This is a genomic window from Acetomicrobium hydrogeniformans ATCC BAA-1850 (assembly GCF_000160455.2).
Classification (GTDB): domain Bacteria; phylum Synergistota; class Synergistia; order Synergistales; family Acetomicrobiaceae; genus Acetomicrobium; species Acetomicrobium thermoterrenum.
This window is the reverse complement of record NZ_ACJX03000001.1, coordinates 969146-984275: the sequence shown is the minus strand read 5'-3', so window position 1 is coordinate 984275 and position 15130 is coordinate 969146. Positions and strand designations below refer to the sequence as shown.

The 15130-nt window shown below is 46.3% G+C and carries 17 protein-coding genes; 8 read left to right on the top strand and 9 right to left on the bottom strand.

From position 1 onward, the window contains the following. Positions 1–22: 22 nt before the first annotated feature. Positions 23–424 (bottom strand): thioredoxin domain-containing protein, encoded by a 402-nt coding sequence (locus tag HMPREF1705_RS04770; RefSeq protein ID WP_009202022.1) that lies wholly within the window; start codon positions 422–424, stop codon positions 23–25. A 10-nt stretch (positions 425–434) separates the two neighbouring features. Then, a complete protein-coding gene (gene nuoE, locus HMPREF1705_RS04765; protein ID WP_009202023.1) occupies positions 435–968 on the bottom strand; it encodes an NADH-quinone oxidoreductase subunit NuoE in 534 nt (177 codons plus the stop codon). Positions 969–1169: 201 nt separating this feature from the next. Here nuoE and murB point away from each other — a divergent pair, with 201 nt between their 5' ends. Beyond that, positions 1170–2126: a UDP-N-acetylmuramate dehydrogenase gene (gene murB, locus HMPREF1705_RS04760; protein ID WP_009202024.1), complete on the top strand. Its 957-nt coding sequence runs from the start codon at positions 1170–1172 to the stop codon at positions 2124–2126. Then, positions 2113–2637 carry a GNAT family N-acetyltransferase gene (locus HMPREF1705_RS04755; protein ID WP_009202025.1) on the top strand — a complete coding sequence of 175 codons (525 nt, stop codon included), beginning with the start codon at positions 2113–2115 and terminating at the stop codon, positions 2635–2637. The genes murB and HMPREF1705_RS04755 overlap by 14 nt, the downstream gene beginning before the upstream one ends. 68 nt (positions 2638–2705) lie before the next feature. On the opposite strand, the gene HMPREF1705_RS04750 is transcribed toward HMPREF1705_RS04755, so the two are convergent. From HMPREF1705_RS04750 to HMPREF1705_RS04730, 5 genes are all read right to left on the bottom strand, one after another. Next, positions 2706–3836 (bottom strand): M20/M25/M40 family metallo-hydrolase, encoded by a 1131-nt coding sequence (locus HMPREF1705_RS04750; protein WP_009202026.1) that lies wholly within the window; start codon positions 3834–3836, stop codon positions 2706–2708. A 200-nt stretch (positions 3837–4036) separates the two neighbouring features. Beyond that, on the bottom strand, positions 4037–5113 hold the full coding sequence (pgsW, locus tag HMPREF1705_RS04745; protein ID WP_009202027.1) for a poly-gamma-glutamate system protein: 1077 nt from the start codon (positions 5111–5113) through the stop codon (positions 4037–4039). Beyond that, a complete protein-coding gene (locus tag HMPREF1705_RS04740) occupies positions 5100–5480 on the bottom strand; it encodes a poly-gamma-glutamate biosynthesis protein PgsC/CapC (RefSeq protein ID WP_262349491.1) in 381 nt (126 codons plus the stop codon). Before HMPREF1705_RS04740 ends, pgsW begins: the two co-directional genes overlap by 14 nt. A gap of 35 nt (positions 5481–5515) precedes the next feature. After that, positions 5516–6487, bottom strand: coding sequence for a Mur ligase family protein (locus tag HMPREF1705_RS04735; protein ID WP_040348741.1), 972 nt, complete (start codon positions 6485–6487; stop codon positions 5516–5518). A gap of 319 nt (positions 6488–6806) precedes the next feature. Continuing rightward, positions 6807–7742 (bottom strand): DMT family transporter, encoded by a 936-nt coding sequence (locus HMPREF1705_RS04730; protein WP_009202031.1) that lies wholly within the window; start codon positions 7740–7742, stop codon positions 6807–6809. Between the two features lie 138 nt (positions 7743–7880). Here HMPREF1705_RS04730 and HMPREF1705_RS04725 point away from each other — a divergent pair, with 138 nt between their 5' ends. Both HMPREF1705_RS04725 and HMPREF1705_RS04720 read left to right on the top strand, forming a co-directional pair. Beyond that, positions 7881–8240: an encapsulin-associated ferritin-like protein gene (locus HMPREF1705_RS04725; protein ID WP_009202032.1), complete on the top strand. Its 360-nt coding sequence runs from the start codon at positions 7881–7883 to the stop codon at positions 8238–8240. Positions 8241–8256: 16 nt separating this feature from the next. Next, positions 8257–9060: a family 1 encapsulin nanocompartment shell protein gene (locus tag HMPREF1705_RS04720; protein WP_040348743.1), complete on the top strand. Its 804-nt coding sequence runs from the start codon at positions 8257–8259 to the stop codon at positions 9058–9060. Between the two features lie 116 nt (positions 9061–9176). Here HMPREF1705_RS04720 and HMPREF1705_RS04715 read toward each other — a convergent pair whose 3' ends face one another. Continuing rightward, the gene (locus HMPREF1705_RS04715) at positions 9177–9953 is read right to left on the bottom strand and encodes an ADP-ribosylglycohydrolase family protein (protein ID WP_009202034.1); all 777 of its coding nucleotides are present in this window, start codon (positions 9951–9953) and stop codon (positions 9177–9179) included. 156 nt (positions 9954–10109) lie between these two features. Here HMPREF1705_RS04715 and HMPREF1705_RS04710 point away from each other — a divergent pair, with 156 nt between their 5' ends. Beyond that, the gene (locus HMPREF1705_RS04710; protein WP_040348744.1) at positions 10110–10742 is read left to right on the top strand and encodes a M48 family metallopeptidase; all 633 of its coding nucleotides are present in this window, start codon (positions 10110–10112) and stop codon (positions 10740–10742) included. Between the two features lie 82 nt (positions 10743–10824). Here the strand turns inward: HMPREF1705_RS04710 and HMPREF1705_RS04705 are convergent, their stop codons facing one another. Continuing rightward, positions 10825–12288 carry a leucyl aminopeptidase gene (locus HMPREF1705_RS04705; protein ID WP_009202036.1) on the bottom strand — a complete coding sequence of 488 codons (1464 nt, stop codon included), beginning with the start codon at positions 12286–12288 and terminating at the stop codon, positions 10825–10827. A gap of 298 nt (positions 12289–12586) precedes the next feature. Between HMPREF1705_RS04705 and pstC the strand changes: the two genes are divergently transcribed. The 3 genes from pstC to pstB are packed head-to-tail and all read left to right on the top strand — an operon-like array spanning position 12587 to position 15115. Further along, positions 12587–13468 (top strand): phosphate ABC transporter permease subunit PstC, encoded by an 882-nt coding sequence (gene pstC, locus HMPREF1705_RS04700; RefSeq protein ID WP_009202037.1) that lies wholly within the window; start codon positions 12587–12589, stop codon positions 13466–13468. Continuing rightward, positions 13468–14322 carry a phosphate ABC transporter permease PstA gene (gene pstA / locus HMPREF1705_RS04695; RefSeq protein WP_040348884.1) on the top strand — a complete coding sequence of 285 codons (855 nt, stop codon included), beginning with the start codon at positions 13468–13470 and terminating at the stop codon, positions 14320–14322. The genes pstC and pstA overlap by 1 nt, the downstream gene beginning before the upstream one ends. A gap of 19 nt (positions 14323–14341) precedes the next feature. Further along, positions 14342–15115, top strand: a complete 774-nt coding sequence (gene pstB / locus HMPREF1705_RS04690; RefSeq protein ID WP_009202039.1) for a phosphate ABC transporter ATP-binding protein PstB — start codon at positions 14342–14344, stop codon at positions 15113–15115. Positions 15116–15130 lie beyond the last annotated feature (15 nt).

The window sequence follows — 15130 nt, the reverse complement described above, 5'->3', positions numbered from 1 at the left end:
CTCTCCAATACATCATAAGAAATTAATGCCAGCTAAAGAGCACATGCTGGCTGCGCTTCTGAGAGATGATCCACTCAGAAACAATTTTTCCCCTTACCAAATGCTCTCTTACCAAGATGGGAACTTTGTCGGGAGTGATGTTTGCATAAAGAACAACGCCGTCCCGCGGTGTATCTATCTCGACAAGTGGATCGAAGCCGGAGGCAGCTTCACCCTCTGCAATTATCACCCTGGCTCTGACGTTAGCCCTTTTCGTTTCATCCACAAAGGCCTTGGCCACTTTTTTATATGTCTCTCTGTTATTTAGCGGTCCGATGAAGACTTTTACCGTAAATTCAGCACCCTCCCTAATTACCAGCTCCTTCCTGGCCTCTTCGGCCAACTTCTCAAGATCCTCGGGGCCTTTCAACTTAAAGCTGCACATTTCGCTCCCCTCACTCCATCGAATCTAAAATTCTCTTCATTTTCTCCTGAGTCAGCCTTCCAATCACCTTGCCATCGATCATTGCAGCTGGCGCCAGGCCGCAGGAACCCAAACAATAGACGATCTCGTATGTAGCCTTCAAATCCTCGGTAGTTTCGCCGGGAGAGATGCCCAATTTTTCCTCTATGACACGCCTTATCCTGGGACCTCCCTTGACATGGCAGGCAGTACCGTCGCATTGTTGGATCACATGACGTCCTCTTGGCGTCAAATGGAACTGTGCATAAAATGTAGCTACTCCGAAGACCTTGCTGTAGGGAATGTGCAACATCTCCGACAATGCTACCAGGGCCTCCTTCGGCAAATAACCGATTACCTCCTGGGTCCTCTGGAGCAGAGGTATTAAACCTAAATTCTCTTCCTTAGCCTTGTTTACGATATCCTCTAGCTCCTTAATGTCGAGCTCGACTTCCTTAGTGCCTTTAGTCACACACCTCACCTCTTTCCCTTCTTTAGTGATAGTGATATGTTTGACTAGTAACATGTTTTTTATATTATACTACGCTTTAAAAGTAAATTATCTGTATATTGTATTATATTAATGAGGATAAATCTGAGGATAAATCGCGCTCTGGGAAGAAGCTTTTTCGTGAAGTTCCCCCTAGAAATATGACGAAAGTTTGATATCCTATTACGAGACGAAATGTCGAGCATCTCACATACAAAGCAGACATGAGGGATAGAATTGAAACTTGAAATATTGGCCAACAGACTGAGAGAAATAGGCATAAAGGACCTAAAAAAAGACGAGCCGCTGGCCCTCCACTCGAGCTGGAAGATCGGCGGACCTGCCGATGTGTTGGTAAATGTGAGCGACATACCCTCCCTGCAGAAGTTGATCGTCTTCGCCAAGGAGTGGGACATCCCCTTTATCGTCATCGGAAGGGGAAGCAATATACTTTTTCCCGACGAAGGCCTGCGTGGCATAGTGGCAAAATTCGGCAAAGCCTTCGCAAGTGTTCGGACAAGCGGCACAAGTATTGTCGCCGATGCCGGCATGTGGACTCCTCGCTTGGCAAAGATCGCCGCCTCAAAAGGCATCTCGGGACTTGAGCACGTCAGCGGAATACCTGGTACCTTGGGCGGGCTTATCTACATGAACGGAGGCAGCTTGAGGCGTTCAATCGGCGATAATGTAAAAAGCGTTTTGGCTTTGGACGAAGATACAAATCTTATCGAGATATCTCGCGATAAGTGCGAATTTTCTTATCGCAGCTCTCTTTTTCAAAGAAAAAATTATGTAATCCTCAAGGCCTGCATCGAGGGCATAGGCGATGACCCCAAAAACATCAAAAGGCGCATTTTAGACATACTTGCCGAGCGAAAATGCAAATTTCCCCTTAAACTTCCAAGTTGCGGCTCCGTCTTCACGAACAATGCGGAAATATACGAAGTATGCGGCCCGCCGGGCAAGATAATAGAAGAGGCGGGCTTGAAGGGACTTCGCGTGGGGGGGCTCATGGTCAGCACAATGCATGCCAACTTTATAGTTAATGTCGGAGGCGGGCGCTCCAAAGACGCCCTTGAGCTGATTTCCATGATTAGAGAGACAGTCCACAAAAGGACTGGTTTTTGGCTCGAATGCGAGGTAAGGTATGTTACCCCCAAGGGAAAGATAGCGCCTTTACATGAATTTCTTTAGGGAAGGAGGTGGTGAGCCATGGGGTTTTGAACAGGGAGAGGCCTCAGGTACTATCGAAATAAAGAGCGTGAACCCCGCCGACTACGAATCGGAGATCGTTGACCTCTACAGACGTGCTTACAAAGGCTTAGAGGAGTACGCTGACACCGAAATCGAGACGATCAAAAGATATCTCGGATGGCTTTACAGGCGAGCCGATGGCGGTTTTTTGGTCGCCTTTGACGGATCGCGAATCGTAGGTTTCGTCTCCATAGACCACAAATGGCTTTCCCCGGAGAGCCATATCGTGGGAGAAATACATGAAATCCTGGTCGACCCCAATTACCAGGGCAAAAGGATCGGGAAACTGCTACTGGAAAAGGCCGTGGACTTATTGGCTAAAAGAGGCGTCAAGATGATAGAGCTGTGGGCGGGCGAAAAGAATTTCCACGCCCAAAATTTTTACAAAAGCCAGGGTTTCGAGGAAAAAGAAAAAAGAGGAAAATGGATAAGGTTTATAAAAAATCTTTGAAGGGATGCTTTTTAAGTTAACATTGGCTGTTTTAGGTTAAACCTAAAACAGCCTTTATTTTTAAATGTTCAGCGAACCCTTGAAATATTCAATTCATCCCTCGAGATATCTGTAAGGGAAACCAAAAAGGCCGTCAAAATCCTGCTTGCAACATCCATTTCCCCCAAGGAGATGTGTTCAAAGGGCGTATGGGATATGGAGAGCTTTCCTGGACCAAAAACTATCGCGGGGATGCCCGCCGTAACGTAGGGCTCTGCATCGCTCCAACTTTTAAAAGCTCCCGTCTGCAAGCTCAGGCCTAACTTTGCTGAAGCAACTTCCTTAAGTTTCCTGGCGATTGGAACTTCATCGTCCAACCGAAAGGAAGGCGAGACATCGTCGATCTCGTAGTCGACCCCATTCTCCTCAAAGAACTGCCTTAACTGAATCTCTGCCTCTCTGTGATCTACCTCGGGCAATAACCTGAAATCGACGTACATCTCGCTTCGGCTTGGAATGACCAGTTCGTCGGCAGAGCCGCCAAACAGAGCCTGCACGTTGAATCCGGCCTCACCAATGCGAGGATGCTCCCCTTCGAGAAAGGGTAATTCCTTCAATTTGGACAAAAATTCGATGGCCTTTGTAATGGCGTTTTCTCCCGCCTCGAAATCGCTTCCATGGGCGGGCCTACCTGAAAAATTCAGTCTGACTCCTATGGCTCCTGCTTCCATTGTGCATATATCAAGCTCCGTCGGTTCAAAGACGATGACCTCTTCCGGCTTTAGGTTCACTGCTTCGCAGGCTCCTCTGCCGCCCTGTTCTTCGTCCACGGTAAAAACTATGCTCGCAGGAAAGTCAACATCCCCTTTGGTTATCTGTGCATAGTCTTCCAGGGCAATTATGAGCGATGCTATTGACCCTTTTATGTCGGATGCCCCTCTGCCGTAAACCAAATCTCCGTCCAGATACGGGCTACACTTAATACCTTCCATGATTTCAGGAACGGTGTCTACATGAAGATCGAACAACACCTTAGAACCCGGGTTAAAGACTAAATTTCCCATATTTTCGGTTATCATTTGCCTTTTTGAAGGAAGGTCAAGAAACTGCAGCCTTTTTTCGAGGTATTCCAGGATAGGTCCTTCGTTTCCGCTCGGACTTGGAATTTCTATGAGCCTCAAAAGCTCACCGGCCAGTCGATCAAATCTTTCATCATTCAATCAAAACACCCCCTTGAAGCTCCCGCTTCCGAATCACCTCCGCAACATCTTTTAATAAAGAGGAACTTAGAGGTTAAGATTAATTGTATCACGAATATCAAAAAAATATATTTTTATCCTGATATAAAAAGGAATTAAGGCGAGTTCATTGTTATATTAAGCTGCTATGTATATCATTTAAAAAGAGGATACTTACACTTTTACTCAAAGGCCCATCGCTCATACTTATACAAAAAGACGGCAAAAAATAGTAGGCCTAAAAAGGCCCTTGAAAATTTGAAGGGCTTTGGTCCTTTCTTTGCAACTTCTACCCCTTCGGAAACGCCGGTCATCCGGCATAAACTTTTGACGTTAAGTATATGTATAACCGGTATTCCTCTTTTAAGGACCAATCCTATAACCCCATTGCCGGCGCGTTCGGCATATCTTGAATCCAAAAAACCTGGTGGTAACGACAATACAGCATCATCGGTTCCCATATTTGCATGAGATCCGCCAATTTGCACCACCAAAGCAGGTTTAAATATATCTAAACGTCCTACCTTTGCATCAATCACTTCTTGCAATGACTTCGCTTGTAAAAGCGGTACATCGTCCGATATCGCAGATTGCGACAATATTTCAAGTCCATCCGGAGGAATGCCTGCTCCTATTTCGTAGTCTCCGCCAAAGGTATAAAAAGCCGCCTTCGTAGAGATAAATCCTGCCCTTCTCAGTTCCCTTAGAATTATCGGGATAGGAAAATTCGGATCGTTAGCGCCATAGGAAGATGCGCCCAGCGAGACAACAAGCAGCACATCTAACCCCCTTTCCTCCGCGGCGACCAGGGAAGATATCAAAAAACCTGGAAAAGAACCTGAGCTTAAGATTGCAATCCTGTCTCCTCGCTTTAGTCCCGCCTTATCGAACCAACGCAGAAAGATCGCGCCCCAGAGGGGATTACATGAAATCTGTTTGGACGCCAAAGAGCCCACTGTGGTAGTTATGATGCTCCATTCGGTCCCGATAAGACCGCTTTGCCAAGGATCCAAGCTTTGAGAGGGAGCAACTCCTTCACTTTGCGTTTTTAAACTGTAAAGATAAAATTGAGCTTCTCTGATCCGATCCCAAACCCTTTCCTCCTCGACAGTGAGAGTTCCTGAAGGCCAGGACCATATCAATAAAGATAAAACGGCGGCAAGCATGAAAAGATACAGATTACACCTTCGCGATAATGTTGTGTCCTTTCCCAGGATCATCGAAAATATGCCACGCACGAAGGCGTTAAAATATCTCATATACCAAATTCCCCATTAAAACAGATAATCCGGTGACGATAAATAGCGCCAAGGTCGTTGGAATGACTCCTTGACGCTGCATGTCAGCAGCAATAAGGCCTGGGACCACCCATCCAACCCATGGCAAAAGGGGGCTCGAGAAAAAGCCAAGCAATGCTGCGATGAGCAAAGCAAAGGACACCCTTTCCCTTCCGTATAGGCCAAAAACCCTGACGAGGACTTCCAGTAAAGAGAGTACAAGAAGCGAACTCAGTATGACGAAGGCAAACGTACGTGGTGCAAATGGCCCCAAAGCCAGCAAGCCCGGCGAAATTATCCCTCCCGTAGCTACACCTGTCCTGCGATAAAATATCAAACCTAAAGCTATACTTACAGCGATAATGATTAAATCCTGTCGCAGATTTAATTCACCTCTTCATAAGAGAGCAGTTCTCGAAGGGGCAACCCCGCTATATTACCGCAACCGAAAACTAAACCTCTTTCACTCACGAAAGAAACGATCTCGTTAACATCCCTAAAATAAATCCATTTAGCACCTTTTACATGACGAAGGGGATGGGAACCGCAAATGTAAATACCTTTGTACCGAGCATTATTAAACCATGGTTCAAACGCCTTCAGCCTTCCCGGCCTATCTCTACGATTGTTAAAAAGCACAGTAGTCTCTTCTTTCTGCCATTTAAGGGAAAAAAGAAGGCTTACGGTGCTTTCTACGTCGTTAGCCGAAAAACCCCATGCCAGAAGACCATTACCCATCTTTAGAACTCTAAATCTACCTGGATCATCAGTTAAATTACTGCTCAGGGATTCCTCTGTTACATTAAGCCCGTATGTCTTTAGAGCATTTATAGCTAAAGCCTTATTTGCTTCCTCAAAATCTACAGCATCTCCTGTCAAAAAAACCTCGTTACGATTTTGTTTTAAAATCCCAAGCAATTTTTCTTCCAAATACATGTCAGGGCCCAATGCTACAGGCACGCCCTTCGGGATCCCAGAAAGCAAAGCCCGCATCGCACCTTCTTTCGTCGGACCCCAAGCTTCTGGATGGTCTTCCCTTAAGTTGGTCCAGATTACTAGGTTGGGCTTGAGCCACTTTGCCGCCAGAGGCTGAAGCTCGGCGGAGACAGCACTGTTTTCCACGACGATAGCTTCCGAATCTTCGGGCACATGGGATAGCCACCACCGGAGCTCTTCGATATGCCCCTCTCTCGATCTGACTATCTGCCGAACACCGCTGGGCGATATTTCCATCGGGACGACTCCGGTAATACGAGAAAAACATGAGATACCTAATGCCTTAAACCCGGCCGTCATTAACCTTACCAAAGTGCTCTTTCCCCTTGTTCCTGTAACAAGGACTTTGTATCTGGTTATGTTTTTACACCTCTTGTTTGATTATAATACTACACGATAGAAAAGAAGTCTTCTCTATCGTGTGGTAGACATCAACAACCTTATTTATATTGTCATTAACGTAATCCGTCAAATAAGATTGCGCCTCAGCAGGATTTTTACTATAAAGGTCCATAGCCTTTCTCTCTATTATAGGTTGATACATTAAAAATTCATTTTCATATGCTTCTTGTGCTCACTTTATATCTTCTACATTGATACTAATACTTATCATGTCAATGTTATAATTTATAAATAACAAAATATTATCTAAATTTTATAATATTAATCTAATTGGGTATTAGGTTTTTCGTTTAGAAACATCCCCTATCGAACCAGACCTTCTAGATCTTTGCAACATCCAAACTCCAACTATTGCGATTACGCCACCCATAATCGATATGAAAGTGGGCATTTCGTCCAGCCATATCCAAGCTATGAATATAGCCATTACAGGATTCAGGAATAGACTGCTGGCAACCAGAGAGGCAGGATTTCTGGAAGTGGCGTAAGCCCAGCCCGCATAGCCGATGCAGGTCGGGAAAATGGCGAGATACACGACGGTGATAGTGGCAGATGGAGGTGCCGTTATAACCGCCTTCAAAAGGTCCTTTCCAAAGGGGATCATCAAGATAGTTCCGGCCATTATTACATAAGTTGTAAGACGAAAGGCACCATATTTAGGTAAAAGCTTTTTCTGGTAAACGAAATAGAAGGACTCCATAAAGGCCGCACATGAAATCCAGAGAGCTCCCAACTCCAGGCCAAAATCGCCTTCGCCAAGTGAAATCACGGCTGCTCCCGCAAAGCTTATGATAATGCCGGCCCAGCCCAAAGGGTTCATCCTTTCCTTTAAGATGATAACGGCCAATATGGCAGTGAAAACCGGAGCCGTGGCGATCAAGAGACTTGCCGAACCCGCCGCAACCGTCTGTTCTCCAATGCAAAGCGGTATATGGTAAAGGAGCATGCCCGTAGCGCTCAGAAAAAATATGAATGAGAGATCCTTTAATTGGGGCAAACCGAACTTAAAAAATACGAAGGGAAGCAATATTAGCGAAGAGATCATAAAACGGAGGACAGCGAGATGAAGAGGAGTATAATGCTCTAGAGCTGCCTTTATCGCAGCGAAGGCCGACGACCACACTAAAAGAGTAACTGCCAAGGCAATGAGGCTCGACCAATCTAAAGAAGTATCGACGGTCGCTTCGTCGACTTGAAATTCCCTGTTCTCCATTATATATCTCTCCCTGATCGTTTATATTGATTCTTTGATAGCTATCTCATTGTACTAAAGAATAAGTTCTTTTGCCTAAGCTCCAATTGTGAAGTATAATAAATTTCGAAAGCATATCAAATTAAGGAGGGATTTTCCATGGCCGAATATCATGAACCGGTAGAAGAGCTCACTGCACAGGATAGAGATTTTCACAGAGCCCTGGCCAGCCTCAAAGAAGAGATAGAGGCAGTCATGTGGTACAACGACAGAGCTGCAGCCACAAAGGATCCAGCGATTAAAGCAGTAGTAGAGCATAATCGCGACGAAGAAATGGAACACGCAGCCATGCTTCTTGAATGGCTGAGGCGAAATATGCCGGGTTGGGACGAGGCTCTTCGTACCTACCTTTTTACCGAAGAGCCCATTACGGAAATTGAAGAATCGGCGACGTCAAACGAAACACCCTCGAAGGATAAAGCCCCTTCGAGCTTAAACATCGGATCTCTTAAAAAGTAAAGGAGGGATGAATCAGATGGATTTTTTAAAAAAAGAGCTCGCACCCGTAAATAACCTTGCGTGGGAAGAGATACTCCAAAGATCGGAAGAGATATTAAAACAGAACCTCTCCGCAAGAAAGTTTGTGGATTTCATAGGCCCCCTCGGTTGGGACTATGCAGCCTACCCGACGGGAAAGCTTAAAAAGGGCGATGCCTCCAAAGAGGTTTGCTATGCTACGCGCCTGAGTTTGCCTTTGGTAGAAGCTTACGTGCCCTTCGAGCTATCCCTATGCGAATTAGACAGTATAGCCAGAGGCTCCAAATCTCCCGATCTCTCTAGTCTCGAAGAAGCAGCCAGAAAGATAGCATCCTTCGAAGATAAAGCAGTATTCTATGGTTTGGACGATGCCTGCATAGAAGGCATTTTCGCTGCCTCAAAAGAGTTTGTCCAGGAACTGCCCCTTCAAGACCCATCGGAGCTCCTAGCAAGCTTGGCACAGGTAAGGGCGCATTTTACCTTACACGGCATCGAAGGACCCTACGCCCTTGTTGCAAGCCCGGCCCTTTATACCAGGATATTCTCCGCAGGAGAAGGCTATCCCCTTTACAAGAAAATCAGCGACATTCTTGGCGACAGCAGGATAATCCTATCTTCCCAGATAAACGACGGAATAGTTGTCTCCCTTCGCGGCGGAGATTTCGAGCTCGTATCGGGACAGGACATCTCGATCGGTTATAAAGAGCACAATGATACAGTAGTATCCTTATATTATACTGAAACATTTACGTTTAACGTAAACACCCCGGAAGCTGCCGTTCCTTTAAAGCTGGTCGACTAAGGCTCCTATAAAAGGCTTACACCGATATGCCAAATAAGGGCCGCAGAAATCCGCGGTCCTTATTTTATGGTCTCAGATAACAAATCAGCACCCTTATTTTTTCTATGACTTCAAAATCAAAAGACATCGTAGGTATCGACGAATATATCAATTATCTTTACAAACTCGCTTGGCAGGAGCATCCTCGACTTTTCGATCATTTCGCCGGGAATGCCTCCATAATATGCGTGGGCCACGGCTCCTGCTATGGCAGCCTGCGTATCGGCGTCACCGCCCAAAGATATTGCTTTTCTCAAGGCGTCTCCGAAATCATCGGACTCCAAAAAAGCTATAAGCGCTTCTGGGACGGAACCGGGACAGGTGGCGTCAAAGTTGTAGGAAGGACGTATTTCCTCGAGTTCTCTCGACAGGTCGTATCCAAAACGGCTTTCTATTTCTCGTTTTATCTGCTCCTTCAAATAACCTTTTCGAGCTAAAAACACGGCCAAAGCCGCGGCCTGGGCGCCTTTTATACCCTCCGGGTCTGAATGCGTGGGAAGGGCACTTTTTTCGGCCTCCCTCAAAAGGTCCTCCGCTTCGTTACATGCCCATCCTATGGGGCTTGCCCTCATCGCTGAACCGTTTCCAAGGCTTTTTATAGATCTCTGTCCGTTAAATTTCAACCAAAGTTTAAACATTCGACCATAGCCAGCATTTGGATATCGGCTGGCATATTTTAAATAATAATCGGCGTAAGACCCTCTATGCAACAGACAATCGGCCACCGCTACAGTGAGAACGGTATCGTCCGTGTAGGTGCAGCCTTCTTTAAAGAAAATTACCGCCTTTTCGTCTTTTACCGGATCAAACTCATATACCGATCCGACTATATCTCCCACAATTGCACCTAACATCAACAGATCCACCTCCGGGAATCAAAGGCCTTCATCCCTCCATCCTACGTAAAAATTCCCATTTTCAATTCCAGTATAAAATATTAGAATTAATATTGGAAATGAGAATTAAAATAAATCTAGAAATTTACCCCACTATGGATGGGGGTGATGAAAATGAAAAAATTTGCACGCTTTTTCCTCGTTGGGGCGGTAATTATTATATTTCTTTCGGCTAACGCTTCATTGGCTGCGTTGGAACCCGATTCGGTAAAAAGTGTTTGGGCGAAATTGGCAAAAACAGCCGGAATCGATCCTTCTGCTCCAATCGCTGTCGTCGACCAAAAGGAGCCGAACGCCTGGGTCTCTTTTTCCCTGAATAAGTATTCGATAACGGTGACAAAGGGAATGCTCGAATTGCTGGACAGCGAAGATGAGCTTGCGGGCGTGCTGGCCCACGAGATCGGACACATAAAACTCAATCACTACGGCAGAACGGTCACCCGAAGCATTTTATGGGGCCTCTTGTTCCGCAAGGTGGGAAGTTCTTCGGGCATAGATCCTTTGGACATTGGCTATGCCCTTGCAGAATCCGGTTTTAGCCGTGAGCAGGAAGTGGAAGCAGACGACTACGGCATAGAGTTGGCCGCCAGGGCCGGTTACGATCCATGGGGTTTGGTTAGGGCACTGGAAAAGATGAAAGAGGCAGGTTACGAGACCAGTCCCAGCGGCTTTAATTCGCATCCTCCAACCGACAGAAGGCTTATCCATGTAAGAAACAAGGCGGCGGAAGTATCGACGCGTTATTAAGCGCTCCTTCAAAATGAATTTTTATGGAGCGTAAGGAGAAGGGATCCTTACCATCAAACTTTTGCATGGGCCTTTGGGCTTTTTATTGCAACCGGTAAAGCCATTGCAATATCGTTCTGGTGCCGAACCCCGATATTCCGCTGGAGTAGTACCCGAAAGGCTCCTTATAGTAACTTACGCCTGCTATATCGATATGGGCCCAGGGAATGTCTTCGGGCACAAACTCTCTCAAAAACATGGCAGCAGTGATGGCGCTTCCATATCTTCCCGCTGAATTGGCCACATCGGCAAAGGGCGAATCCAAGCGCTTTCTCAAGCGCTCGTCGTCCATAGGAAGCTGCCAGAGCATTTCTCCCGTGAAAGACGACGCATCGAGCAATGCGTTGCAAAGGGCTTGATCGTTCGCAAATATTCCTGCCCTGTAAGGACCCAGGGCTACGGCACAACCTCCCGTAAGAGTAGCAATATCGACCATGCAAGAGGGATTTAACTTCGAGGCAAAACCCAACACATCTGCCATAGTCACCCGCCCTTCGGCGTCGGTGTTATCGATCTCTATGGTCTTTCCTGTATAGGTTTTGATTATATCATCGGGTTTATATGACGAACCGCTCGGCATGTTCTCAACGGCTCCTATCAAGGCGTGCACTTCCATCGGCAAATCTAACTTGACAAGGCTTCTCATCGCTCCCAAGACGACACATGCTCCCGTTTTATCGCCCTTCATGGTCCTCATATTCTCTGAGGTTTTTATATCCAATCCGCCGCTATCGAAGGTGAGTCCCTTTCCGACAAGGGCAATTTTCTTTAAAGGCCTGGACGACGGCTTGTACGTCAGGTGGATCAACCTGGGTGGATTAGCAGATCCCCTCCCGACAGCAAGGAGGGCATTCATGCCCATGCGTTCCAACTCTACTTCGTCGTATATCTCGCATTCCAAGCCCATATCCTCAGCCAAATCAACGGCCGCCTTCGCCAAGGTGGCTGGGTTGACAAGGTTTGGAGGCTCGTTCGCCAAATCCCTGGCATAATTCTGTCCGCAGGCAAAAAGGACGCCTCTTTCGATGTCATCGTCGTCGCCATTTATTATATAGAGGTCATCAATTCCCCTTTTGCCTTCCTCCTTTCGGCCATCGGTTTTATATCGGTCGAACCTGTAGGCGCCGAGCAAAGCCCCCTCGGCAAGGGCCTGTGAAATGGGAGGGTTAATTTTTGGAGAGTAAAGATACAGTTCTCCGGCATGTGATTCTAAAGCGGCCTTCGTTATAATTGCAGCAGCAACCCTGTAATCGTCTATCCTCGCCTTCGATTCTTGTCCCAATCCCACCAGAAAAACCCTGGGTATCGGGCCTTCGGGAAAAGTGACTTTGAGCATACTTTCCTTCTTACCGGTAAAGTGCTCATGTTCCGCCTGCTTTTTGACCCTCTTGCCCAAACCTTCAAGCTCTTTCAAAGACTCCTCAATTTTGCCTTCAAAGACGAAAATACCCAATGCCTGCGAGCTCACCTCGCTTGGCCTCGCTGAGCTTTTGTAAACTTTCAACATCAACACCTCCAGTTTTATTACAGGAACCCAACAAAATTTAACACCCTAAAGACGAAAATGCCAAGACAACAAACTTTTTCGGATATTTCCTGTTCGTGCTGAAACTATATGGCGGCGTGGCGCGAAAAAGACTGTTTTTAAAGTAACGTTGGTTTTACAATTTTGTAAAAATATTGTTACATAGAATATGATAAGCTCTTAGTGAATGTTATTGTTTTTATAAGTATGGACAGGCATGAATCTTCCATGAAGCTTTATAGAAGCACGAGTCGGTTATCCCAAAGGAGGAAGTTCTGATTTGAGGGATATAAAGCAACGGGATCTCATAGCCAGGACCATTATAAGCGGCATAGCTATGGTGGGTATCTTTATCCTTATATTTATCTTGTTTTTCTTGATAAAGGAAGGAATCCCGGTTTTAAAATCGACGTCGCTCAAGGAGCTTCTATTCGGGTTATATTGGTATCCCACTTACTCTCCTCCGGATTTTGGAATGCTCCCTTTAATAGCGGGGTCATTGGCCGTAACTATTCTGTCGTCCCTCTTCGCCCTTCCATTGAGCGTTCTGGTCGCCATATACTTATCCGAAATTTGCCCGTCCCCTTTAAGAAATATAATGAAACCTCTGCTCGAAATGCTGGGTTTTTTACCTTCTGTGGTGCTGGGTTTCGTCGGAATGGTCCTTTTGGCCCCCTGGCTTCAAAATACCTTTGAGCTGGTCTCCGGATTAAACCTTTTCAACGCCTCCCTACTTTTGGGCATCCTAATCATACCTATAACTGGGTCGCTGGCTGACGACGCGATTTCTTCCGTACCTTCCGACATTAGGGACGCGTCCTTCGCCCTGGGAGCCACAAGGCAGGAGACGATCACCAGAGTGGTCCTACCCGCCGCATTGCCCGGTATTATGCAGGCCTGCCTGCTTGGTATGATGAGGGCAATTGGCGAAACCATGGTGGTTTTAATGGCCGCAGGAGGGGCAGCCATCATCCCAAGGAGTTTATTCGATCCCATAAGGCCTTTGACGTCTACTATAGCTGCCGAAATGGGCGAAACCCCAGTCGGTTCTCCTCATTATCATGCTCTTTTCTTTGCCGGATTGCTCTTATTGTTAATGACCCTGGCGCTTAATTTTGCAGCCATCTGGGTAGAAAAGCGATGGAGGTGGCAATTGCATTGATGGGAAGAAAGTTAAAGGACAAATCATTGACCTTTATATTGTGGGCCTCTATGTTCGCTGTGATACTTATTTTATTCGGCATTTTAGGTTTCGTGATTGTCCAGGGAGCCGGAGCCTTGTCTATAGAATTTTTAACACAACCGCCCAGAAATTCTATGACGGAGGGCGGTATATTAACACCGATCGTGGGAACCATACAGCTAATACTGGTCTCCATTGCCTTTTCCCTTCCTGTTGGAATTTGTACGGCCATATATTTAGCGGAGTACGCTAAAGACGATATATTCACAACAACATTGAGACTGGCCATAAGGAGCTTGGCGGCAGTTCCCTCAATAGTCTATGGTCTTTTCGGACTTTCCTTTTTCTGTATAACGCTTAAGTTCAATCCATCCCTCTTATCGGCAGGACTCACTTTGGGCTGTATTGCCCTACCGCTTATAGTGGGCGCAGCCGAAACGGCGCTCCTTGCCGTCCCCCAAAGCCTTCGATACGCATCTTATGCCCTTGGTGCCTCCAAGTGGCAGACTATCAGCAAGGTAGTAGTTCCTACGGCTATGCCATCCATCCTCACTGGTGCCATACTGTCCGTTGGCCGCGTCGCAGGGGAAACAGCGCCTATTATGTTTACAGGCGCAGCCTTTTTCACGCCCGGAATTGCAAAAAGCCTGTTTCAGGAAGTCATGGCCCTTCCCTTTCATGTTTACGTTTTAGCTACTGCAGGCACATCTATAGACAAGACACGACCGCTTCAATATGGCGCAATTTTGGTCTTACTCATTTTGGTCTTGGGAATCACTTTAGTAGGCATTATAATGCGCGCCAGATTAAGCCGTAGACGTTACTTAATGTAGTATAAGGAAGGTTTTTAATATGAGCGATATTACGAGGGACGTCATGAAAGTGAAAATCGAAAATTTGTTTCTTTATTATGAAGGCGTTATGGCTTTAAAAAACATAAACATGAAAATACCTAACAAAAGCGTAACGGCTCTCATTGGACCCTCAGGGTGCGGAAAAAGCAGTCTGCTAAGATGTCTCAACAGGATGAACGATTTCGTGCCAAACGCAAAAGTCGAAGGTAGGATTTACCTGGACGATACCGATATTTACTCTCCAGGCATGGATTTAATCGAGCTTCGCAAAAAGGTGGGAATGGTCTTTCAAAGACCAAACCCCTTCCCCATGTCTATTTATGACAATGTGGCCTTCGGACCTCGCCTCCACGGTGTAACCGACAGAAGCAGGTTGGACGAAATTGTAGAAAACAGTTTAAAAGCATCCGCCCTTTGGGATGAAGTCAAGGATATACTCACCAGGTCGGCTTTGTCTCTTTCGGGAGGACAACAGCAGCGTCTGTGCGTGGCAAGGGCTATTGCCGTAAACCCTGAGGTGCTTTTAATGGACGAACCGACTTCTGCGTTAGACCCTATGGCCACTGCCCGCATTGAACAGCTGATAAGAAACTTGAAAAACCATTTCACGATAGTGATCGTGACGCACAACATGCAACAGGCTGCAAGGATTTCCGACGTGACAGCATTTCTTCTGATGGGGGAACTGGTGGAAATGGGGCCTACGGAAAAAATATTCACCTCTCCCGAAGACCAGCGCACTGCCGATTACATCACGGGTCGTTTCGGATAAAATATAACCAAATTT